Here is a 24143-nt window from a genome sequence, read left to right as displayed (position 1 = left end):
GGGTGGTCGGGGACCGGAAGATCGAGCTCGTGGCGGTGGCGGCATGACCCGCACGGCTCGCGTACGTCCCACCCGGACCCGTCGTGGACCCCACATTCCGACACTGCCGCAGCTGCTGGCGACCGCGGTCGAGGCCAATCCGGGCGGCCTCGCCGTCACGGTCGCCGACGCCGACCGCGGCCTGGCCGCGCTGAGCTACGCCGAACTCGACGAGCGTTCGAACCGGCTGGCACGCCTGCTCATCACCCGCGGCATCGGCCCGGAGGATCTGGTCGCGGTCGGTATCCGCCGCTCGCTGGAGTCGGTGGTGGCGGTGTGGGCGGTCGCCAAGACCGGCGCGGGCTTCGTCCCCGTGGACCCCAACTATCCGGCCGACCGCGTGCGGCACATGATCTCGGACTCGCGGGCGGTGCTGGGCCTGACCGTGGCCGACACCCGCTCGAGCCTGCCGACCACGCTGCCCTGGCTGGAACTGGACACCGAGGAGATCGCGGCCGCCGCCCAGGGCTATCCGGCCGAACCGGTCACCAATGCCGACCGGGCGCGCCCGCTGCGGGCCGAACATCCGGCCTACGCCATCTACACCTCGGGGTCGACGGGCCTGCCCAAGGGCGTCGTGGTCACCCACACCGGTCTGGCCGCGCTGACCGCGGAGATGCGCGAACGCTTCGGCATCGGGCCGGAGTCGCGGGTGCTGCAGGTCGCCACCCCGTCCTTCGACGCCTCGATCATGGAACTGCTGATGGCCATCGGCGCGGCCGCGACCATGGTGGTCGCGGTGCCCGAGGTGTACGGCGGTGACGAACTGGGCCGCCTGATCGCCCGGGAGCGGGTCACCCACGGCCTGATCACGCCGTCGGTGCTGGCCTCGCTGGACCCGGATCAGCTCACCACCATGGAGGCCATCGTCGGTGGCGGCGAGGCCATTTCGGCCGAGCTGGTGCGCCGCTGGTCCGGCGACCCGTCCGGTCGCCGCCGCTTCCACAATGCCTACGGCCCGACCGAGGCGACCATCGCGACCAATATCTCCGATCCGCTGTCCCCGGACCGGCCGGTGACCATCGGCGCCCCCATTCGCGGCGCCGGCGCGTACGTGCTGGACGAATGGCTCCGGCCGGTGCCGGTCGGCACCCCGGGCGAGCTGTACATCGCCGGTGCGCTGCTGGCGCGCGGATATCACGCGCGGCCGGAACTGACCGCGGCCCGCTTCGTCGCGAACCCGTTCGACGGGGGCGCGGGCGCCCGGCTCTACCGCACCGGTGACCTGGTGCGCGCCAATGCCGCCGGTGAGCTGGAGTATGTGGGCCGCAACGACTTCCAGGTGAAGATCCGCGGCCTGCGCATCGAGCTGGGTGAGATCGACGCGGTGCTCGCCGGGCACGAGTCGGTCGACTTCGCGGTCACCGTCGGTCACGAGGTGAACGGCCGCGCCACCGCGCTGGTCTCGTATGTGCATGCGGCCCCGGGCTTCTCGATGGACACCGCGGTGCTCTCGGAGCTGGCCGAGCGGACGCTGCCCGCGCACATGGTGCCGGCCGCCATCATCGTCCTCGACACCATCCCGTTGACGCCCGCGGGCAAGCTGGACCGCCGCGCGCTGCCGGAGCCGGAGCTCGAGGTCACCGAGTACCGGGCCCCGGAGACGGCGGCGCAGCAGGCGGTGGCCGAGGTCATCGCCGAGGTGCTACGCCTGGACCGGGTCGGCCTCGACGACGACTTCTTCAGCCTCGGCGTGGATTCCATCACCGCCATCCAGATCGTGTCCCGGGCCCGGGCCCGGGGTCTGGGCTTCAAGCCCAAGGAGATGTTCGCCGCCCGCACCGTGGCCGCGCTGGCCGAACTCGCGGTGCCGGTCGACACCGCCGCCGCCACCGAGGAACTCGCCACCGGACCGCTGGTCGAGCTGAGCGCCGACGACGAGGCGCGGCTGCGCGAGCGCTACCCGAACCTGTCGGAGGTGTGGCCGCTCACCCCGCTGCAGACCGGCATGCTGTTCCACGCGCGGCTGGCCGAATCCTCCGTCGACGCCTACATGGTCCAGTTCGCCCTCGACCTGGCCGGTGAGATCGACGTGGCGCGCGTGCACGCCGCCGCCCGCGCCATGCTGGACCGGCACGTGAACCTGCGGGTGGTCTTCGCCGAGGACAGCGCGGGCAATCCGCTGCAGGTCGTTCTCGACGAGGTCGAACTGCCCTGGCAGTACCTGGATCTCAGTGACCGGGTGCCCGCCGAGGCGCTGGCCGAGACCGACCGGCTGATGGCCTTCGACGTGGCCCGCCACTTCGACATGAGCACCGGGCCGCTGCTGCGCGTGGCGCTGTACCGCACGGCCGCCGACCGCTACCGGGTGTGCGTCACCAGCCACCACATCCTCATCGACGGCTGGTCCATGCCGCTGCTCATCCAGGACATGCTGCTGCTGTACGCGGCCGGCGGCGACGCGGCGCAGATCCCGGCGGTGCGGTCCTACCGTGACTACCTGGCCTGGCTGGCCGCGCGCGATCACGCCGCGGCGCGGGAGGCGTGGCGCGAGACCCTCGACGGGTTCACCGAGCCGACGCCGCTCGCGGCCGTCGATCCCTCGCGCGAGATCACCTCGGGCATCGGCGAAGTCGCCTTCCAGCTGTCCGAGAACGACACCGCCGCGCTCACCAGGGTGGCGCACGAGGCGGGCGTCACCCTCAATACCGTCGTGCAGGCCGCGTGGGGTCTGCTCATCGGCCGCAGCACCGACCGCGACGATGTCGTCTTCGGCGCCACCGTGTCCGGCCGTCCGCCGCAGCTGGCGGGCATCGAGACCATGATCGGCCTGTTCCTCAACGCCATTCCGGTACGGGTGCGGCTGACCCCGGGCAGCACGCTCACCGAGGTGCTGCGAGCGCTGCAGGACGAGCAGGCCGCGCTGCTCGACCACCACTATGTCGGGCTGGGCGAGATCCAGGAGATCGCCGGAGTCGACGGGCTTTTCGACTCCATCGTGGTGTTCGCCTCCTTCCCGGTGGACGAGGAGTCCCTCGACGACGCCGCCGCGCCCATCGACGGCGCGGGCATTCTCGGCGCGTCCGCGGTGAACGGCACCCACTACCCGCTCACCGTCATGGTGCAGCCGCGCGGCAAGGGCCTCGGCTTCGGCGTGAAGTACCTGCGCGACCTCTTCGAGGAGGACGCGGCCCAGGCCATCGCGCACCGGCTCTCGGCGCTGCTGTCCCGGATCGCCGCCGACCCGCGGGCGCGGGTGGCCGCGGTGGACGCGCTGCTGGACGGCGAGCGCCGCGAGCTGGCGGCCGTCAATGCCACCGAAGTGCCCGAGCTGCTGGACGATTCGACGCTGCTCACCCTGTTCGACGCCCAGGTGGCGCGGACCCCGGACGCCCCCGCCGTGATCTTCGGCCGCACCACCCTGACCTACGCCGAGCTGGACGCCCGCTCCCGCCGTCTCGCGCAGGAGCTCACCCTGCGCGGTGTCGGCGCGGAATCCCGGGTGGCCGTGGCCATGCGGCGCGGCATCGATCTGGTGGTCGCCGTCTACGCGGTGCTGCGCGCCGGCGGCGCCTACGTGCCGGTGGATCCCGATCACCCGGCCGAGCGCAACGAGTACGTCCTCGCGGGTTCCGCGCCGGTGTGCGTGCTCACCCGCGCGGCCGACGACTTCGAAACCGCCTCCGGCGTACCGCTCTTCTTCGTGGACGCGCTCGCGGGCGCGGACCCGTTCGTTGAGGTCGCGCCCGCGGGCGTGGGCCCGGACAATGCCGCCTACGTCATCTACACCTCCGGCTCCACCGGCCGCCCCAAGGGCGTGGTCATCACGCACCGGCAGATGGCCAATCAGTTCCGCTGGGCCCAGCGCACCTACCCGCACCGCGCGGGCGACGTGGTGCTGCACAAGACGCCCATCACCTTCGACATCTCCACCTGGGAGCTGTTCTGGCCGTTGCAGACCGGCGCGGCCGTGGTGGTGGCCGAACCGGACGGGCACCGCGACCCGGCCTACATCGCGCGCACGATCGACGAATACGCCGTCACCTCCGTGCATTTCGTGCCGTCCATGCTCGACGCCTACCTCGACGGCGCGGCCCGGCGGCACCCCTCGCTGCGCTGGGTGTTCGCCGCCGGTGAGGCCCTCACGGCGGAGAGCGCCACGAAATTCGCTGCCGCGCTGCCGGATACCGAGCTGGTGAACTGGTACGGCCCGGCCGAGGCGACCGTGGTCACCGCGCATCCGGCCGAGCGCACCCACGGCGTCGCCGTGCCGATCGGCAGCCCCGTCGCCAATACCCGGGTGCTGGTGCTGGATCGGCAGCTGCGGCCGGTGCCCTTCGGTGCGGCCGGTGAACTCTATGTCGCCGGCGTGCAATTGGCGCGCGGCTACCTCGGCGCGCCCGCGCTCACCGCCGAACGCTTCGTCGCCCACGAGGACGGGCAGCGGCTCTACCGCACCGGTGACGTGGTCCGCTGGATCCACGACGGCGCCTCGCATGCGCTGGAGTACCTGGGCCGCAGCGACTTCCAGGTCAAGCTGCGCGGCCAGCGCATCGAGCTCGGTGAGATCGAGACCGTGCTGCTCGGCCACCCGGCCGTGCACCGGGCCGCCGTGTCGCTGGTGCGCGGCGCGAGCGGCGACCGCCTCGTCGCGTACGTGGTGCTCGAGGACGGCGCGCAGGTCACCGACGCCGAACTGCTCTCGCACACCCGCGAATCCGTGCCGTCCTACATGGTGCCCTCCGCCGTGGTGCGGCTGGACGCCATGCCGCTCAACGCCTCCGGCAAGCTGGACCGCAAGGCACTGCCGGTGCCGCAGTTCCAGGCCCGCGAATACCGCGAGCCCGCCACCGCCGCCGAGCGCACGGTGGCCGAGGTGTTCGCGACCGTGCTGCACCTGGACCGGGTGGGCGCGGACGACGACTTCTTCGAGCTGGGCGGCAACTCGCTGAACGCCACCCGGGTGGTGGCGCGGCTGGGCGCCGCGGTCGGCACCCGGGTGCCGGTACGTGCCCTGTTCGAGGCGCCCACCGTCGCGGAACTCGCGAATTCGCTGGGTGCACTGGACGATTCGGCCGTCGCGCCGCTGCGGCCGATGCCGCGGCCGGAGCTGGTGCCGCTGTCCTACGCGCAGCAGCGCATGTGGTTCCTCAACCGCCTCGACACCGATGCCGCCACCTACAACCTGCCGATCGCGCTGCGCGTCACCGGCCCGCTCGACGTGCCCGCGCTGCGCGCCGCCGTGGCCGACCTGGTCGCCCGGCACGAGGTGCTGCGCACCTACTATCCCGAGCACGAGGGCGTCGGCCACCAGGTGATCCTGGACGTCCAGGAGCCCGACGCCATGCCGTCGCTGCCGGTCGTCCCGGTCACCGAAGCCGAGGTGGCGCAGGTGGTCTCGGAGGCCGCCTTCGCGCCCTTCGACGTGACCACCGCCCCGCCGCTGCGGCTGCGGCTGCTGCGCCTGGACGCCGAGGACCACGTGCTGGTCTGCGTGGTCCACCACATCGCCGGCGACGGCTTCTCCGGCGGCCCGCTCACCCGCGACCTGATGACCGCCTACTTCGGCCGGATGCAGGGGCAGGAACCGTCCTGGACCCCGCTGCCGGTGCAGTACGCCGACTACGCGCTGTGGCAGCGCGAAAGCCTCGGCGACGAACACGATTCCGGCTCGCTGCTGGCCCGCCAGTTCGACTACTGGCGCTCCGCCCTGACCGGACTGCCCGATCAGCTGGAGCTGCCCACCGACCGGCCCCGGCCGGTGGTGGCCTCCGGGCGCGGCGCGGTGCACGCCTTCGATATCGATCCGCACGTGCACGGCGCCCTGAACCGGGTTGCGCAGCAGCACAATACGACGCTGTTCATGGTGCTGCACGCCGCCTTCGCCGTGCTGCTGGCGCGGGTGTCCGGCACCCGCGACATCGCCATCGGCGCGCCCATCGCGGGCCGCGGCGAGGCCGAGCTGGACAACCTGATCGGCATGTTCGTCAACACCCTGGTGCTGCGCACCGAGGTCGACCCCAACGCCAGCTTCGCCGAACTGCTCGCCGCCGTGCGGCAGACCGACCTGGCCGCCTTCGAGCACGCCGACGCGCCGTTCGAACGCATTGTGGAGCTACTGGATCCGCCGCGCTCGCAGGCCCGGCACCCGCTGTTCCAGGTGTCGCTGACCGTGCAGAACATGACCCCGGCCGTGTTCGAACTGCCCGGCGTCACCGTCTCCGACGTCGACCTGACCGTGCCGGTCGCCAAGTTCGACCTGGACCTGACGCTGGTCGAGCGCACCACCGCCGACGGTGTGGCACAGGGCATTTCGGCCGCGTTCACCTACGCCACCGACCTGTTCGATCCGGAATCCCTGGATCGGCTGGCCGAGCGGCTGCGCCGCACCCTGGTCGCGGTGGCCACCCACCCGGAGCGGGCCGTCGGTGATTTCGACCTGCTGGCCGTGGACGAACGGCAGCGGGTGCTGTCGGACTGGAACGCCACCGCCGTCGACGTCGCGGCCGGGCTGCCCCGCGCGGCCACCGCGACCCTGGTGTCGCTGTTCGAGACCCAGGCGCTGCGCACCCCCGACGCCATCGCCCTGGTGTATGAGGGCGAGCAGCTCACCTACGCCGAGTTCTCGGCCCGCGTCCACCGCCTGGCCCGGCGCCTCATCGCCGAGGGCGTCGGACCGGAATCGCTGGTGGCCCTGCACATCCGGCGCTCGCTGGACTTCGTGACGGCCGTCTACGCCGTGCTGGCCGCGGGTGGCGCGTACGTGCCGCTGGACCCGGACCAGCCCGCCGAGCGCATCGCGCACGTGCTCGACACCGCCGAACCGGTGTGCGTGCTCACCACCTCCCGCGACGCCTTCGACGCGGGCGCGCACCCGGTGCTCGAGGTCGACACCGCCATCCTCGCGGGATACGCCGACCACCCGGTCATCGACGTGGAACGCCGTGCGCCGCTGCGCGCGGAGAACACCGCGTACGTCATCTTCACCTCCGGCTCCACCGGCCGCCCCAAGGGCGTGGCCGTGCCGCACGCCGCCGCCGTGAACCAGATCAGCTGGATCACCGCCGAATACGCGCTCGACGGCGACGACATCGTGCTGTTCAAGACCCCGGCCACCTTCGACGTGTCGGTGTGGGAACTGTTCGGCCCCTTGGCCACCGGCGGCCGCATGGTCGTCGCCACGCCCGACGGGCACCGCGACCCGCTGTACCTGGCCGATGTCATCGCCGCCGAACGGGTCACCCTCACCTCGTTCGTGCCGTCCATGCTGCGCGCCTTCTCGGCGGCCGCCGATCCCGCGCTGCTGACGTCGCTGCGGGCGCTGCTGGTGGCCGGTGAGGCGTTCACCTCCGACGCGGTCGCCGCCTTCCGCGCGATCAGCCCGGCGGAGCTGCACAACCTGTACGGCCCCACCGAATTCACCGTGCACGCCACCTACGCGCCGGTCGCCGGCGACGTCTCCGGCGCCGTGCCGATCGGCGGCCCGGTCTGGAACGCCCGCGCCTACGTGCTGGACTCGCGCCTGCACCCGGTCGCCCCCGGCCTGGTGGGTGAGCTCTACCTGGCCGGCGCGCAGCTGGCCCGTGGTTATGTCGGCCGCGCCGACCTGACCGCGGATCGCTTCGTGGCCAGCCCCTTCCGCCGCGGCGAGCGCCTGTACCGCACCGGCGACCTGGTCCGGTGGAACACCGACGGCAACCTGGTCTACCTGGGCCGCACCGACTTCCAGGTGAAGCTGCGCGGCCTGCGCATCGAGCTCGGCGAGATCGAGGCCGCCCTCACCTCGCACGCCTCGGTGGACCAGGCCGTCGTGGTCCTGCACTCGGCCGAGAACACCGGCGACATGCTCGCCGCCTACCTCGTGCCCGCCGCCGGCGACATCGACCGGGTCGCGCTGAAGGCGCACCTGGCCGGGCGGCTGCCGTCCTACATGGTGCCCGCCGCCCTGGTGGTGCTGGACGCCATGCCGGTCAACGCCAACGGCAAGCTGGACCGGAAGGCGCTGCCCGCACCGGAATTCGAGGCGCGCGAGTTCCGCGCCCCGGTCTCCCCGGTCGAGCAGACCGTCGCCACCGTCTTCGCCGAGACCCTCGGCCTCGGCCACCCGGTCGGCCGCGACGACGACTTCTTCGCCCTCGGCGGCAACTCCCTGGTCGCCACCCAGGTGGTGGCCCGCCTCGGTGCGGCCCTCGATACTCGCGTCCCGGTCCGCATCCTCTTCGACGCGCCGTCGGTGGCGGCGCTGGCCGCCGCCCTCGAATCGGCCACCGGCACCGGCCGCCGCGCCCTGGTGGCCGGTCCGCGCCCGGAGCGCATTCCGCTGTCACCGGCGCAGCAGCGCATGTGGTTCCTCAACCGCTTCGACACCGAGTCCGCCGCCTACAACATCCCCGCCGCGGTCCGGCTCACCGGCGCCCTGGATGTGGCTGCGCTGCGCGCGGCCGTCGCGGATGTGGTTGCGCGCCACGAGATCCTGCGCACCATTTACCCCGAGACCGACAACGGCCCCGTGCAGGTGGTGCTTCCGGTCGCGCAGGCGACGCCCGTCCTCGAGGTCCGCTCCGTCGCCTCCGGCGAGGTTCCGGACGCGGTGCTCGGCGTGGCCTCGCACCTGTTCGACGTCACCACCGAGGTGCCGCTGCGCATCGCGCTGTTCGAGATCACCGACGCCCCGGGCGAATACGTGCTGGCCCTGGTGATCCACCACATCTCCGGCGACGGCTCGTCGGTGACCCCGCTGACCCGGGACCTCATGGTGGCCTACGCCGCCCGGTCCATGGATCTGGAACCGGCCTGGCAGCCGCTGCCGGTGCAGTACGCCGACTACGCCATCTGGCAGCGCGAACTGCTGGGCGACGAGCACGATCCGCAGTCGGTGGCCGCCGCCCAGATCGGCTACTGGCAGCAGGCCCTGGCCGGACTGCCCGACCAGCTCGACCTGCCCTCGGACCGGCCGCGCCCGGCCGTGCAGTCCTTCCACGGCGGCAAGGTCGAGCTCGATATCGACGCCGCCGCCCACCGCGCGCTGGTGGAGCTGGCGCGCGCCGAGGGCGCGACGCTGTTCATGGTCGTGCACACCGCGCTGGCCGTGCTGCTGGCCCGGCTCTCGGGCACCGGCGACATCGCCATCGGCACCCCGATCGCGGGCCGCGGCGAGGAGGCGCTCGACGACCTGATCGGCATGTTCGTCAACACCCTGGTCTTCCGCACCCGGGTGGACGCGGGCGCGAGCTTCACCGAACTGCTGGCGCGGCAGCGCGAAACCGACCTCGCCGCCTTCGCGCACGCCGACGTCCCGTTCGAGCGCCTGGTGGAGGTGCTCAACCCGGTGCGCTCCACCGCCCGGCACCCGCTGTTCCAGGTGGGCCTGTCCTTCCAGAACCACAGCCAGGCCGGTCTGGAACTGCCGGAGCTGACCGTCGCGGGCCTCGACATCGACACCGAGCTGTCGCAGTTCGACCTGCACCTGATCGCCGCGGACCGCTACAGCGAAACCGGTGAGCCCGCAGGCATTCTCGGCCACTTCACCTACGCGACCGCCCTGTTCGACCAGGCCACCGTCGAAGGGTTCGCCGAGCGTTTCGTGCGGCTGCTGACCAGCGTGGTGGCCGAACCGGCCACCCCCGTGGGCGAGGTGGAGCTGCTCGCCACCGCGGAGCGGGCCCGAATCCTGCAGGGCTGGAACGACACCCGGCACGAGGTCGACACCCGCGCCACGCTGGCGTCCCTGCTCGACCGGACAGTGAGCGCCCACGCCGGGCGGACCGCCCTGGTCGCCGACGGCGAGGGCGAGCTGACCTACGCCGAACTCGCGCAGCGGGTCAACCGCCTGGCGCGCCACCTGATCTCGCTGGGCGTCGGCCCCGAGTCCCGGGTGGCGCTGGCCCTGCGGCGCTCGACCGACCTGGTGGTGGCCATGTACGCGGTCACCGCGGCGGGCGGCGCGTACGTGCCCGTCGATCCGGATCAGCCCGCCGAGCGCACCGGCCACATCCTGGAATCGGCCGCGCCGGTGTGCGTCCTCACCACGAGCGCGACCGGCTTCGTGACCGGTCTCGCACCGATGGTCCGCATGGACGAGCTGGCGACGGATTCGGTGCCGGCCGGGCCGATCACCGACGCCGAGCGGGTCGCGCCACTGCGGCCGGCGAACACCGCCTACGTCATCTTCACCTCGGGATCGACCGGCCGGCCCAAGGGCGTGGCCGTGCCGCACGCGGCGATCGTCAACCAGTTGCAGTGGAAGACAGCGGAATTCGATCTCGGTGTCGACGACGCGGTACTGCTGAAGACGGCGTCCACCTTCGACCTGTCGGTGTGGGAATTCTGGTCCGCCGCCGTCTCGGGCGGCCGCCTGGTCATCGCCGAGTCCGACGGCCACCGCGACCCCGTGTACCTGAATGCGCTCATGGCCCGCACGGCCGTGACCGTGCTGCACACGGTGCCGTCCATGCTGGATGCGCTGCTGGCCGAATCGAATTCGGCCGTCGGACTGGGCGCGCTGCGGCGCGTGCTGGCCATCGGCGAGGCGCTGCCCGCGACGCTCGCGCAGCGGTTCCGCACCGCCTTCCCGGCGGTGGGCCTGTACAACCTGTACGGCCCGACCGAGGCCGCGGTGTCGATCACCAACCACGAGGTCACCGCCGCCGACCGCGTCTCGGTGCCGATCGGCGCACCGGAATGGAACAGCCGCGTCTACGTGCTCGACGCCAGGCTGCGGCCGGTGCCCGCCGGGGTGCCGGGCGAGTTGTATCTCGCCGGTGCGCAGCTGGCCCGCGGCTACTTCGGGCGTCCGGACCTGACCGCGGATCGCTTCGTGGCCAACCCGTTCGCCGTCGGCGAGCGTATGTACCGCACCGGTGACCTCGTCGCCTGGTCCGGCAACGGCGAGCTGGAGTACCGGGGCCGCACCGACTTCCAGGTGAAGATCCGTGGTTTCCGTATCGAGCTCGGCGAGATCGAGGCGGCGCTGCTGGCACTGCCGGAGATCGCGCAAACCGCGGTGCTCGCCAAGCAGGACGCCAAGACCGGCGACCGGCTGGTCGCCTACCTGGTCCCGTCCGGCTCGGATATCGAGGTGCCGCAGGTGAAGTCGGCCCTGTCGGCGGCGCTGCCGTCGTACATGGTCCCGGCCGCCTTCGTGGTCCTCGACGCCCTGCCGTTGAACGTGAACGGCAAGCTGGACCGCGCCGCGCTGCCCGACCCCGAATTCGAGGCGGCCGTCTTCCGTGCCCCGGCCACCGCCCTGGAACAGACCGTGGCGGAGGTCTTCGCCGACGTGCTCGGCCTGGAGCGGGTCGGCGCGGACGACGACTTCTTCACCCTCGGCGGCAACTCGCTGCTGGCCACCCAGGTGGCGAGCCGCCTGCGCACGCTGACCGGCGCCGAGGTCCGGGTGGCGTGGTTCTTCACCGCGCCGACCGTGGCCGGACTCGCCGCGCAGATCCTGGCCGCGCTCGAGGGCGAACACGACTTCGACTCGAATTCCGAAGCCGGACTTCAGGTCGTGCTGCCGATTCGCGCCACGGGCACCCGGACGCCGATCTTCTGTGCCCCGCCCATGTCCGGAATGTCGTGGTGCTACGCCGGGCTGGCGCGGTTCCTCCCCGAGGACCAGCCGCTGCTCGGCCTGCAGTCGCCCGCCCTCACCGAGGCCGACTACGACCCGGCCGACCTGGCCGACGTGGCCCGCCGCTACGCCGCCGAAATGCGCGCCATCCAGCCGGAGGGTCCCTACCGGGTGCTCGGCTACTCGCTCGGCGGCATCCTGGCCTACGCCATCGCCACCGAGCTGCAGGCCGCCGGACAGCAGGTCGACCTGGTCGCCATCCTGGACTCCTACCCGGAGTCGAAGTCCGACTTCCGGACCTCGATCCTGGACGAGTTCGCCACCATCGGCGTCGGCCCCGAAGCCTTCCCCGACGGCGACCTGCTGAACCTGAGCGAGGAGGCGCTCACCGCGCTGCACGGCGCGGTGCCGCCGGACCTCGGCGTCCTCACCCTGGACCGCCTGCGCCGCATCTACCGCGGCGCGGTGCGCAGCCTGGAGCTCGAATCGCAGTACCGGCCGCGGCATTTCGACGGCCGTGTCGAGCTGTTCCGGGCCGAGTTCCTGAGCGCCGGTGTCCCGCAGGCGAAGTCGTCCGCCGACTGGCGGCCCTACGTCAGCGGGACCGTGGGCGAGCACCCGGTGCCCGGCACCCACCAGCTGATGACCACCGCGGAAGCCCTCGCCGTGATCGGCCCGGTGCTGGCCGGCCTCATCGATCGCGCCGACACCGAACCGGCCGTAGTGTCCGAACCTGTCGTGCGGTCCGAACCGGCTGTGTGGTCCGAACCGGCTGTGCTGTCCGGCGATACCGCCGCTGCCGCCGAGCCGGTGGGCACCCTGCCCGAGCTCATGGCCGCCGCCGTCGAGGCGAATCCGGACGGCGCGGCGGTGATCATCCGCGGTCGTGCCTTCACCTACGCTCAGCTCGACGCCGAATCCTCGCGTCTGGCACGGGTTCTCATCGATCAGGGCGCGCGCCCGGGCACCCGGGTGGCCGTGGCGCTGCCCCGCTCGGTGGCGCTCATCCTCGCGGTGTGGGCGGTCGCCAAAACCGGTGCGACCGTGCTGCCGGTGGATCCGGCCACCGGTGACACGGGTGCGATCGACCACCGGACCACGCACGGCCTGACTCTCAGCGCCGCGACGTCCGCGCTGCCTCCGCTGGCCGCCGGCGGGGAGTGGCTCGTGGTCGACGATCCGCGCGTCGGTGCGGACGTCGAATCCCGTTCGCCCGCACCGGTCGCCGACTCGGACCGCCGCGCACCGGTCGCGCCCGGCGACGCGGCCTGGGTCGATCGCGCGGCCGACGGCTCCGGCGAGGTGGTGCTCGCCCAGGCGGACCTGCACGCGATCGCCACCCGGACGCTGTCCTTCGGCCTGCACGGCGAGGCACGGGCGATCTATCTCGCGGCGGCCGGGTCGAGCCTGTCGCCGCTGGAACCGCTGCTGCCGCTCGGCGCCGCCGCCGCCCTGGTGGTCGCACAGCACCGCGCCTACGAGCCGGGCGAACTCACCGAGCTGCTCACCCGCGAGGCGGTGACCCACCTGGTCCTCGCCGAACCGGTGCGGGACGCCCTGTCCCCGGCGGTCCCCGCGGATGTACGGATCATCGCCGCCGAGGACCTGCGCGCCCGGCCCGTGGCCGGCACCCGCGACGACGCCGTGTCCGCTCCAGGCGAGCCGGCGTCCGCCGCAGACGAATCCATGTCCGCCGCAGGGCATTCCGAGGAGCTCGAGGTCGACTGGGCCACCACCGCGGTGCTGCCGGTGATCCGGCCCGAGGATCTCGAGCGGTCGGTGAAGCTGCGCGATCCGGAACAGGCCGCCGAACCCGAATCGGCCCGGGAGTCCGAGCCGGATCCCGATATCGCGTTCCGGCCGGTTGCCGAGCCCGAGCCGGTGAGCCCGGCCGCCGCCGTCACACCGCAGAACGACGTGACGGCCGCACCCGAGGAGACCGCACCGGCCGCGCTGCCGCGCGTGGCCGTCAAGAACCCGGTCATGGGGCCGAGACTCAGTGCGGTGGGCGAGGTTTCGCCGCTGCCCGCGGGCGCCATGGGCCTGCTCGAGGTGGAGCCGTCCGGGGTCTGGGTCCGGGCCATCACCCTCGATATCGCCGCGGGCATCTCCGGCACCCGGGTACGCCGCTCGGTCGCCGGACTGCTGGACCGGCATCCGGGCCTGTGGGCGCGACTGCGCCGCAATGGCGACGCGGTGGCGCTCGACATTCCGGCCGCCCAGCCGCGCGGCGCCGCGGTGGTCTGGCAGATCGACCCCAACCTGGAGGCTGTCGGTGACCCCATCGAGGCCGTGATCCACGCCGCTGCCGCCGAATTGGACCCCGAGAAGGGGTACAACATGCGCTTCGTGCTGGTGGAGAACGTGGCGACCGACCCGGCGGAGGACCCGCAGGACCGGCCCGCCGCCGTGCTCGTCGTGGTCGCCAACGGCCTGGTCGTGGACGATGCCTCCTGGCGCACCGTCATCGAGGACCTCACCGCCTCCTGGTCCGGCGGTCACGCCACCCCGCACAGCGCGGACGCCCACCCGCTCGGCATCGCCCGCGCGCTGGCCGAACGCGCCCTGGACGCCGACACCATCGACGAATTGGACTGGTGGCGCGGCCGGCTCGCCGACGTCGCGGAGGGCGTGTCGCCGGAGCTGGTGCTCGGCGACGCCGATTCCGGCGCCCGCGGCCGGGTCTCGGTGTCCATCACCGGCGAGGGCGCGGCGGCCGTCGACGGCGTGGCGCGCCGCTACGGCGCCAGCATCGACGACGTGCTGCTGGCCGCCCTGGCCGCCACCCTGCTCGACCCGGGTGCCGAAACCCTGCGCGACACACTGGGTTCGGTGGTGCGGCTGATCGCCGACGGCCGCACCCCCGGCGATCCGGCCGGATTGCGGACGGTCGGCGCGTTCAGCACCACCTACCCGTTCCCGCTGCGCCTGGACGGCGTCGACCTCGCCGAGGTGCGGGCCGGCGGCCCGACCGCGGGCGCGGTGATCGAGCAGATCCGCGACCGGGCCCGCGAAGTACCCTCGCGGGGAGTCGGTTTCGGGCTGCTGCGGCACCTGAACCCGGAGACGGAGGCGGAGATCGCCGTACTTCCGGTGGGCCGCATCGGCTTCCGCTACCGTGACCTGCGCCCGGCCCGGGTCTACCCGGAACCGGTCGCCGACGACCTGTACCTGGACGTCACCGTCGACACCAGCCAGGACGGCCTGATCGCCCGCTTCGATTTCGTGGGCACGGTGCTCGGCCTGGACCAGGTCAAGCAACTGGTGGAGGGCTGGGTGCAGGCGCTGGGTGGACTCGCCGAGCACGGGCGCTGACGCCCGCGGTGTGACCGACCCGTAGTATCAGCTGAATTCGACACGAGATGAAGGTGCGAAACATTGATTCGTCGACATGTCCGGAACGGGCGGCGCGGGCTGCGAGCCGCGGCCTTCCTTGCTGCCACAGCGGTTCTCACCGGTCTGATGACCGGCGTCGGTGGCGGCACCGCCTCCGCTGACCCGATCATCGACGGCAAGAAGCTGCTGGCCGATCCGGTCTCGGCGGATGGTTCGAAGATCACCAAGGCCGAGATGAAGGACGACCGGAACATCCGGCTCTATGTCTACTCCGCGGCCATGGGCGCCACCTACCCGGTCGACGTGCAGCGGCCCGCGGACACCTCGGTGCCGCGCCCGACCCTGTACCTGCTCAATGGCGCGGGCGGCGGTCAGGACGACGCCTCCTGGGTCAAGAAGACCAATATCGTCAACGGCTTCCTGGGCGACAAGAACGTCAATGTCGTGCAGCCCATCGGTGGCAAGTGGTCCTACTACCAGGACTGGGACAACGACGATCCGGTCCTCGGCCGCAACAAGTGGACCACCTTCTTCAGCGAGGAACTGCCCCCGCTGATCGACGCTGCCCTCGGAACCAACGGCGTCAACGCCATCGCCGGCATCTCCACCTCCGGCACCACCGTGCTCACCCTGGCCGAGGCCAAGCCGGACCTGTACAAGTCCGTCGCCGCCTACTCGGGCTGCGCCCAGATGGCCGACCCGCAGGGCCAGGAGTTCATGCGCCTGACCGTCGAGACCTGGGGCGGCGGCAAGCTCGAGAACATGTACGGCCCGGCGGATTCGCCCGAGTGGGCCCAGCACGATCCGGTCATCAACGCCGACAAGCTGCGCGGCATCAACCTCTACATCTCCTCCGGTAGCGGTCTGCCCGGCGTGTACGACACCCTCAACGGCGCGTACGCGCTGCCCGGCGCCTACGGCCTGGCCAACCAGATCATCATCGGTGGCGTGATCGAGGCCGGCACCAACTTCTGCAGCCACAACCTGGCGAACAAGCTGAACTCGCTGGGCATCCCGGCCACCTACAACTTCCGGGCCACCGGCACCCACTCGTGGGGCTACTGGAACGACGAGTTCATCAACTCGTGGCCGGTCCTGGCCCAGGGCCTCGGTATCTGACCGAAAGTCCACGCGGACAACGCAAGACAGCCCGGCACCGACACGGTGCCGGGCTGTTGCGCGTTATGGCTGTGGTCACAGCTTGGTAGGAAGGGCTAAACAAAAAGTTCGGGTACCCGTAAACTCGGTGTGTGAGTACCACCTTGGCCGATCAGCGCAGCCCGTTCCAGCGAGCGCGGTCGGCCGCGGTGCTGCTCGGTCCGGCCTTCGTCGCCGCCATCGCGTACGTCGATCCGGGCAATGTCGCCTCCAACATCAGCGCCGGTGCGCAGTACGGCTACCTGCTGGTGTGGGTGGTGGTCATGGCCAATGTGATGGCCGGGCTGGTCCAGTTCCTGTCCGCGAAACTCGGCCTGGTGACCGGCAAGTCGCTGCCGGAGGTGGTGCGGGAGAAGTCCGGCCGTCCGGTGCGGCTCGCGTACTGGGCGCAGGCCGAGACCGTGGCGGTGGCCACCGACCTCGCCGAGGTGGTGGGCGGGGCGATCGCGCTGAACCTGCTGTTCGGACTGCCGCTCATGATCGGCGGCATCATCACCGGCATCGTGTCGATGATCCTGCTGCTGATCCAGAATCTCCACGGGCAGCAGCCCTTCGAGCGCGTCATCACCGGCCTGCTCGGCATCATCGCGATCGGATTCCTTGCCTCCCTGGTGTTCTCGCCGCCGTCGCCCTCGGAAACCGTGGGTGGCCTGGTGCCCCGCTTCGACGGCTCCGGCAGCGTGCTGCTGGCCGCGGCCATGATCGGTGCGACCGTCATGCCGCACGTGGTCTACCTGCACTCCGGCATGGCCCGCGACCGGCACGGGCATCCGGAGGTGGGCGCCTCGCGAAACCGGTTGCTGCGCATCACCCGGTACGACGTCGGCCTGGCCATGCTGCTGGCGGGCACGGTGAACCTGGCCATGCTGCTGATGGCGGCGAGCACGCTGCGCGGCCGCGACGGGGTGGACACCATCGAGGGCGCGCACGCCGCGGTCCAGCAGGTGCTCGGCCCGGTGGCCGGCCTGTTGCTCGCGGTCGGCCTGCTCGCCTCGGGCCTGGCGTCCACGTCGGTGGGGGCCTATGCGGGGGCCATGATCATGCAGGGCCTGCTGGACCGGCACATTCCCCTGGCCGTGCGCCGCGTGATCACGCTGATTCCCGCCCTGGTGGTGCTCGCGCTGGGCGTCGATCCCACTCGCGCCCTGATCATTTCGCAGGTGGTGCTGTCGTTCGGCATTCCGTTCGCGCTCATCCCGCTGGTGCGCCTCACCAGCGATGCCGGGCTCATGGGCGCGAACGTCAACCACCGCGTCACCACCGGCCTGGCCTGGCTGGTGGCCGCGGTCATCACCACCCTGAACGTGGTGCTGATCTACCTGACCGTCGCCGGAAAGGGCTGACGCGCCGCGCTATTCGGCGAAGACCGCCCGGCGCTTCTGCAGCATGGCGGCCGCGCCCTCGGCGAAGTCGGCCGAGCCGAGCAGTTCGCACTGGCCGGCCTTCTCGGCGGCCAGGGCGGCGTCGAGCGAGGTCAGCGCCACCGCATTGAGGGCGCGCTTGGTGAGCTCCAGGGCGCGGCGCGGACCGTGCGCGAGCTTGGCGACGGCCGCCTCCACCTTGGCGTCGAGCTCCTCGTCGCCGCACACGCCCGCGATCAAGCCGTGTTCCACGGCCTTTCGCGCCGGGAGCCGCTCGCCGAGCAGTGCCATCTCCGCGGCCAGCGGGCGACCGGCCGCGGCCGCCACCAGGGCCGCCGCGCCGCCGTCGGGCATCAGGCCGATATTGATGAAGGCCAGCAACAGGTAGGCGTCCTCGGACGCGTAGGCCAGATCGGCGGCCAGCGCGAAGGCCACGCCCACCCCGGCCGCCGCGCCCTTGACCCGGGCGACGACCGGAACGGGGGAGTCGACGATCGCTTTGATCATCCGGTTGGCCACGTCCATGGTCATCTCGGGCGTGATGCCGCGTTCCTTCTCGCCCGGGGCGGCGGCCAGATCCGCGCCGGTGCAGAAGTCGCCGCCCGCGCCGGTCAGTACGATGACCCGCACGGCCGGATCCTGCGCGGCCGCGAGCACGGTATCGCCCAGCCCGGCCATGGTGTCGTAGCTGAGCGCGTTCTTACGCTTGGGATTGGTGATGGTGATACGCAGTACCCGCCCGTCCTGAACCGCTGTGTACCCCGGCGTGGTCGCGATGTCGGTCATCGGGCGCTCCCCAGATATATATGCGGCGGCGATGCCGCAGACTGTGTTCGGCTTTGCGAATTGTGGTTAACTTATGGGGGTTCGTCCGGCACTGTCAACAGCCGGTGTTCGTCGAGAAGGAGAAACTGTATGGTCGCCGATCGCAGCGAGGCAACCCTCGCTTCCGCGCGACCGGACAGTAACTCCGGGCCATCCGACAGCGAACCCGGTCCCCGCCGCCGCCCCAAGAACCGCAAGGCCCAAATCGTGCGGGTAGCGGCCCGGGCGTTCGCCGAACGTGGCTACCACCCGGTCGGCGTGGACGAGATCGCGGCCGAGGTCGGCATCTCCGGTCCAGCGCTGTACCGCCACTTCACCAATAAATACGCGCTGCTGGTGGCCGCCGCGGAAATGGGCGCACAGCAATTGCTGGACGCCGCCAAGGCCGCCGACCATCCCGAGCTGGAACCGGAACCGCGACTCACCGCGCTGATCCGCGGCATCGCCGAGTACACCATCGACGTGCGCCGCGAGGGCGGGCTGTACCGGTGGGAGCGCCGCTACCTGGAACGCGCGGACCGCGACCGCATCCGCGTCATCTACGACGAACTGCGCGCCACCCTGGCCGCCGCGATCGCCCAGCTGTACCCCGACGCGGACACCGCCGACATCGAGCTGCGCGCGGCCGCGGTACTGAGCGCCATCGGCTCCATCACCGCGCACCGCACCGCGCTGTCCACCACCCGCCTGGTCAACCTGATCACCGAGATCTGCTGGGACCTGCTGCGCTGCGAACTGCCGCCCGCGCCCGCCCCGGCCACCGGCGACCCGCTGGTGCGCGGCCTGCCCGTCATCTCCAAACGCGAGCAGCTGCTCACCGAGGCCATCCGCATCTTCGGACGGCAGGGCTACCACGAGGCCAGCATCGAGGAGATCGGCGCCGCCGCCGGCATCAACGCCTCCAGCGTCTACCGCTACTTCGCCAGCAAGGCCGACCTGCTGGCCGCCGCCTTCCACCGCACCGGCGAACGGGTCGCCATCGGCAACAACGAGGCGCTGGCCGAGGCCACCAGCCGCGCCGACGCGGCCGTGCGGATCGCCGACCGGTTCTCCCGCATGACCTTCGCCATGCCCGAGATCCTGCCGGTCTACTTCTCCGAATTCTCGAATCTGCCCGCCTCCGAACAGCATCGGCTGCGCTCGGTGCAGCGGCAGAACGTGCTCGAATGGGCCAACCTGCTCGAGGGCGACCAGGTCGAAGCGCGCTTCCGGGTGCACGCGGCCATCGCCCAGGTCATCGATGTGGGCCGGCGCATCCGCTTCGACGGGCGACCCGAGAACCTGGCCCGGGTGAGCGCGCTCATGCGCGCCGTGCTGCTGGGCGTGCCCGCCGCCGAATAGCCTCCGGCGGCAGCCACTTCCACCGTCAGACCCGGTGCCGCATCCGGAACAGCGCGCGGGCCACCCGCAGACGGCGCGGATGCTTCTCGAAGGTGCCCGAGGTGATCTGGTCCGGCGGATGCTTCTCGGTGATCGTCTGCGGCCGCGCGAATTCCCGCAGCGTGCGCGGATCGCGAATGCGGCCCGGCCCGTTGACCCCGTAGACCGGGGCCGCGTTGACCGTGATGAGCTCGCTGCGCAGCCGGGCCGCGAACTCCGGGACGCTGCGGGTGTCACGCGTGAAAACCGAGACGGCGCGCGGCCTTTCGGCGGCGTTCACCCGATCGGCGGCCTCGTCCATGGTGGCCACCCGATTCACCACCAGCACCGGCCCGACCGCGTCCCCGGTGACCGCGGTGCTCACCTCGGGCACCTCGGTGAGCACGATCGGCTCGATATACGGTTCGCGGATCGACTCCAGGCTCCCGACCACCAGCCGCGCGCCCCGGGTGACGGCGTCGCGCACCTGGCGGCGCACCACGTCGATCTGGGCGTCCAGGATCATCGGGCCGTAGGAGGCGCGGCGATCCGCGCCCGGGCGCAGCCGCCGGGCCTGATCGGCCACCAGCTCCAGGAACGGTTCGTACACCGAGTCGGCCACGTACACGCACTGCACGCCCGCGGGCTGCTGACCGGAATTGGCCATGGCGCCGTACACCGCGGCCGCCGCGGCGGTGTCGAGCTTGGCGTCGACCTGGACCACCATCGACCCGCGTCCCCCCTGCTCGACGAGCAGGGGGGTGGACGCCTGCGCGGCCAGCGTGGCCACCTCCCGGGCCCCCGCGCCGGATCCGGCGTAGGCCAGCTTGTCCACGCGGGCGCGGCACAGGGCGGCGGCGGTGCCGCTGTCACCGGTGACCACCTGCAGCACAGGCTGATTCGGGGCGAGATGGTTCCAGGTGTCGGCCAGCCAGGCGCCCACACCGGGGGTCAGCTCACTGGGTTTGAACACCACCGCATTGCCCGACGCCATCGCACCGGCGATCGAATTCATCGGTGTCAGAACGGGATTCTGCCAGGGGCCGAGCACACCGACCACGCCCAGCGGCAGGTAGCCGACGGTGCCGGCCGCCTCGCGGCGCAGTGCGGCGCCCAGCCGGGTGCTGCGGCCCAGCGTCTTCTCCGCATGCCGCGCAACCCAATCCAGATGTTCCACCGCCAGCGTCACCTCGATGGCCGCGTCGATGCGCGGCTTGCCGGTCTCGCTGCTGATCAGCTCGACCAGATCGCGGGTGCCGCGGGCCAGGCTGCGTTTCCAGTCCAGCAGCCAGCGTTTGCGCGCGTCGAATCCCAGTGCCGCCCACCATTGTTCGGCACTGCGTGCCGAACGGACGGTCCGGGTGAGCTCGCCCGCGCCCATGCTGGCGTATTCGCCGACGACCTCCCCGGTCCGTGGGTCGAAGGACGTCAGCACCTTGGATCGGCGCGCACCGGCGCGCCCTGTTGCCGGCTGCGCCGACTCGGCCATGGTCAACCTCTCGTGGCCTGTGAATGTCTCTCCCCGCCAACGCCAGACTATGGTTCGAGTCGCAGATGCGACAAGGTAGCGAAATTGCCGCATACCGGCCGGTCTGCGCCTGGATCAGCAGCTATGCCGGAACCCTCCGGTTTGTGACCAAGCACACAGTTTGGAGAATGCTGCTTCGACAAAGAAACGGCCTTGTTTGGGATGCGCCGGTAACATCACGCCCGGCGGTGTGGATCATCCCGGCGGGCGGTAACGACCTATCCCCGCGGGATGTGGGGACCCGCCGCACGGGGCGACATCGTTCAGCCCGACCAGTCGATAGTGGAGAGTTGATGCCCAGCTTGGACAGACCGCAACCCGGAGCACCCGATGATCCGGCCGTTTTCGTCGAAGACGTCCGTAAGTCCTTCGGCGAGGTGCACGCGCTGCAGGGGATCAGCTTCACCGCCGCCCGCGGACAGGTCCTCGGCATTCTCGGCCCCAACGGGGCGGGCAAGACCACCACGGTCAAGATCCTGTCCACCCTGCTGCGCCCCGACTCCGGCATCGCCCGCATCGCCGGGCACGACGTGCGCTCGGACCCCGCCGCGGTGCGCCGATCGATCATGATGACCGGCCAGTACGCGGCCCTCGACGAGAACCTCTCCGGTCGCGAGAACCTCGAGCTCTTCGGCCGCCTGATGGGCCTGCCGCGCAAGGCCGCCCGGCAGCGCGCCGACAACCTGCTCGAGGAATTCGACCTCACCGGCGCGGGCCGCCGCGCGGTGCGCCACTACTCCGGCGGCATGCGCCGCCGCGTCGACATCGCCTGCGGCCTGGTGGTCCGGCCCGAGGTGGTGTTCCTCGACGAACCCACCACCGGCCTGGACCCGCGTAGCCGCCAGGGCGTCTGGGATCTCGTCACCGCCCTCAAGAACCAGGGCATCACCGTCCTGCTGACCACGCAGTACCTCGAAGAGGCCGACGTGCTCAGCGACAACATCATCGTGATCGACAAGGGCACGGTCATCGCCGAGGGCACCGCCGACGCCCTCAAGGAGAAGACCGGCGGCAGTTACTGCGAGGTCGTGCCGCTGGACCCGACCCAGCTGACCACCGTCGCCGACGCGCTCGGCGATCTGGTGCCCGACGCGGTCCGCGCGGATATGGCCGGCGGCGACCGGCTTTCGATCCCCGCCCCGAACGGTGCGGCCACCCTGTCGGAGGCCCTGCGCCGGCTCGACGCCGTCGGCGTCAAGCTCGCCGACATCGGACTGCGGCGGCCCTCCCTCGACGACGTCTTCCTCTCGCTCACCGGGCACTCCGGCAGCCACGAGGCCGCCGCCGACACGGCCGACACCGCGGGCGTGGCATGAGTGCCCCCGCGGCCGACGCCGCCGACCTGTTCGCCGGCGTACCACCCGCCCGGCCCAGCAGCTTCGCCCAGTGGCGCGCGCTCACCGGCCGCGTCGTCTGGGTGATGGCCACCAAGGGCGAACTCGCCGTCGCGGTGATCGTGCCGCTGGTGTTCACCCTCGGCTTCTACCTGCCGCTGAAGTACGTCATGCAGGTCCGCGGCATCCACTACGCGCAGTTCGTCATGCCGATCATCGTGCTGCAGACCATGTCCTTCACCATGATGTCGAACGCGCAGCTGGCCGCGTTCGAGGCCATGACCGGGCTCAACACCCGCATGCAGACCATGCCCATCGGCAAGCTGGTGCCGCTGCTGTCCCGGCTGTCCGCGGGCCTGGTGCGCTCGGTGGTCTCGCTCATCGCGGCACTGGGCTGGGGCCACCTGATCGGCTTCCGATTCGTCGCCGGCTGGGGACAGGCCGTGCTGTTCTGCGTGTTCTCCCTCGCCGTCGGCACCATCCTGGCCATCGGCGCCGACGGGCTCGGGTCACTGACCAAGAGCCCCGAATCGCTGAGCCAGGCCCTGACCCTGCCGACCCTCATCTTCGGCATGCTGTCCTGCGGCTTCGTGCCCGAGTCCGGCTTCCCCGCCTGGGTGCGGCCGTTCGTGCGCAATCAGCCCATCTCGCAGTTCTCCTTCGCGCTACGCGACATGGCCGAGCACGGGGTGACCTGGCAGGTGTTGTGGGTGCCACTGGTGTGGCTGGGCGGCCTCGCGGTCGTCTTCACGCCGATGGCGATCTGGGCGAGTGTGAGGCGATCATGAGCAGTGCGGTGACGGCCCGAGTGGACGAACAGGATTCGGTGGTCGAAAAGGATTCGGCGGTCGAAGTGGAATCGTGGGCGGGACATCAGCCGCTGCCCGTGGTGAAACCGCGGTCGGAGCGCGCGCTCTCGATCTGGCTGGAACAGAGCCTGATTCAGTGCAAGCGCCTGCTCATCGGCTGGATGCGCGATCCCGCGACCACTATCCAGACCCTCGTCTACCCGGCGGCCACGCTGATCATGTTCCGGATCGTGCTGGGCGACTCCATCACCCAGGCCACCGGCATGCCCAGCATCTACGGCACCGTGCCGATGGTCATGCTGGTCGCGGCCATGTCCGGTTCGGTGGTGAGCGCGCTCGGCTTCAAGACCGAGAAGGCCACCGGACTGCTCGGGCGGTTCTACACCATGCCCATCCATCGCGCGGCCGGACTCACCGGGCGGCTGCTGGCCGAGGCGCTGCGGGTGCTCATCACCTCGCTGTTCGTGCTCGCCGTGGGCGTGTGCATCGGCTTCCGGTTCTGGTACGGGCCCGCGGCTTCGATTGCCATGCTGGGCATTCCGATCCTGTTCGCCATCGGGTTCGCGGTGCTGGTGACGGCGCTCGCCACGCTCACCGAGGGCGTGCTGCTGGTCTCGCTGATCGGCATCGTCAACACCCTGCTGATGTTCTTCAACTCCGGCTTCGTGCCGGTGTTCGCCTACCCGGTCTGGCTGCAGAAGACGGTCGAGAACCAGCCCATGAGCACCGCCATCGACGCCATGCGCGGACTGTCCTACGACGGGCCGATCGCGACACCGCTGTGGAAGACCGTGGCGTGGTCGGTCGGCATGATCGTGGTGTGCGCCTACCCCGCGATCCGCGGGTACCGGCGGGCGGCGGAGACCGGAGCCTAGACACGCCCGA

Annotated in this window: 8 protein-coding genes and 1 pseudogene; 7 read left to right on the top strand and 2 right to left on the bottom strand. The window is 71.3% G+C overall.

What is annotated here, in order from left to right; translation table 11 throughout:
• Positions 1-43: 43 nt before the first annotated feature.
• The 3 genes and pseudogenes from ACFXIV_RS32170 to ACFXIV_RS32160 form a co-directional block, all read left to right on the top strand.
• Positions 44-14863 (top strand): annotated as a pseudogene (locus ACFXIV_RS32170) (amino acid adenylation domain-containing protein); the annotation flags it as partial.
• A 147-nt stretch (positions 14864-15010) separates the two neighbouring features.
• Entirely contained in the window at positions 15011-16003 is a 993-nt protein-coding gene (locus tag ACFXIV_RS32165; protein ID WP_379382087.1) for an alpha/beta hydrolase, read from the top strand.
• A 131-nt stretch (positions 16004-16134) separates the two neighbouring features.
• Positions 16135-17385 carry an Nramp family divalent metal transporter gene (locus ACFXIV_RS32160; RefSeq protein WP_379394405.1) on the top strand — a complete coding sequence of 417 codons (1251 nt, stop codon included), beginning with the start codon at positions 16135-16137 and terminating at the stop codon, positions 17383-17385.
• Positions 17386-17394: 9 nt separating this feature from the next.
• Here the strand turns inward: ACFXIV_RS32160 and ACFXIV_RS32155 are convergent, their stop codons facing one another.
• Entirely contained in the window at positions 17395-18189 is a 795-nt protein-coding gene (locus ACFXIV_RS32155) for an enoyl-CoA hydratase-related protein (RefSeq protein WP_379394407.1), read from the bottom strand.
• A 129-nt stretch (positions 18190-18318) separates the two neighbouring features.
• Between ACFXIV_RS32155 and ACFXIV_RS32150 the strand changes: the two genes are divergently transcribed.
• Positions 18319-19569: a TetR/AcrR family transcriptional regulator gene (locus ACFXIV_RS32150; protein WP_379394409.1), complete on the top strand. Its 1251-nt coding sequence runs from the start codon at positions 18319-18321 to the stop codon at positions 19567-19569.
• Between the two features lie 25 nt (positions 19570-19594).
• On the opposite strand, the gene ACFXIV_RS32145 is transcribed toward ACFXIV_RS32150, so the two are convergent.
• Positions 19595-21076, bottom strand: a complete 1482-nt coding sequence (locus tag ACFXIV_RS32145; protein WP_379394411.1) for an aldehyde dehydrogenase family protein — start codon at positions 21074-21076, stop codon at positions 19595-19597.
• 332 nt (positions 21077-21408) lie between these two features.
• Between ACFXIV_RS32145 and ACFXIV_RS32140 the strand changes: the two genes are divergently transcribed.
• The 3 genes from ACFXIV_RS32140 to ACFXIV_RS32130 are packed head-to-tail and all read left to right on the top strand — an operon-like array spanning position 21409 to position 24133.
• Positions 21409-22431 carry an ATP-binding cassette domain-containing protein gene (locus ACFXIV_RS32140; RefSeq protein WP_379394413.1) on the top strand — a complete coding sequence of 341 codons (1023 nt, stop codon included), beginning with the start codon at positions 21409-21411 and terminating at the stop codon, positions 22429-22431.
• The gene (locus ACFXIV_RS32135) at positions 22428-23237 is read left to right on the top strand and encodes an ABC transporter permease (RefSeq protein ID WP_354830636.1); all 810 of its coding nucleotides are present in this window, start codon (positions 22428-22430) and stop codon (positions 23235-23237) included. Before ACFXIV_RS32140 ends, ACFXIV_RS32135 begins: the two co-directional genes overlap by 4 nt.
• Positions 23234-24133 (top strand): ABC transporter permease, encoded by a 900-nt coding sequence (locus tag ACFXIV_RS32130; RefSeq protein WP_379381494.1) that lies wholly within the window; start codon positions 23234-23236, stop codon positions 24131-24133. Before ACFXIV_RS32135 ends, ACFXIV_RS32130 begins: the two co-directional genes overlap by 4 nt.
• Positions 24134-24143: the final 10 nt, after the last annotated feature.

Source organism: Nocardia sp. NPDC059236 (assembly GCF_042754085.1).
Classification (GTDB): domain Bacteria; phylum Actinomycetota; class Actinomycetes; order Mycobacteriales; family Mycobacteriaceae; genus Nocardia.
Note: the sequence above shows the minus strand (reverse complement) of the source record. Positions and strands in the feature narration are given on the sequence as shown.

What these genes read in the sequence shown, in the direction of transcription:
- ACFXIV_RS32165 (WP_379382087.1), top strand. Translation starts at nt 15,011, where the DNA reads ATGACCGGCGTCGGTGGCGGCACCGCCTCCGCTGACCCGATCATCGAC.
- ACFXIV_RS32155 (WP_379394407.1), bottom strand. Translation starts at nt 18,189, where the DNA reads ATGACCGACATCGCGACCACGCCGGGGTACACAGCGGTTCAGGACGGG.
- ACFXIV_RS32150 (WP_379394409.1), top strand. Translation starts at nt 18,319, where the DNA reads ATGGTCGCCGATCGCAGCGAGGCAACCCTCGCTTCCGCGCGACCGGAC.
- ACFXIV_RS32145 (WP_379394411.1), bottom strand. Translation starts at nt 21,076, where the DNA reads ATGGCCGAGTCGGCGCAGCCGGCAACAGGGCGCGCCGGTGCGCGCCGA.
- ACFXIV_RS32140 (WP_379394413.1), top strand. Translation starts at nt 21,409, where the DNA reads ATGCCCAGCTTGGACAGACCGCAACCCGGAGCACCCGATGATCCGGCC.
- ACFXIV_RS32135 (WP_354830636.1), top strand. Translation starts at nt 22,428, where the DNA reads ATGAGTGCCCCCGCGGCCGACGCCGCCGACCTGTTCGCCGGCGTACCA.
- ACFXIV_RS32130 (WP_379381494.1), top strand. Translation starts at nt 23,234, where the DNA reads ATGAGCAGTGCGGTGACGGCCCGAGTGGACGAACAGGATTCGGTGGTC.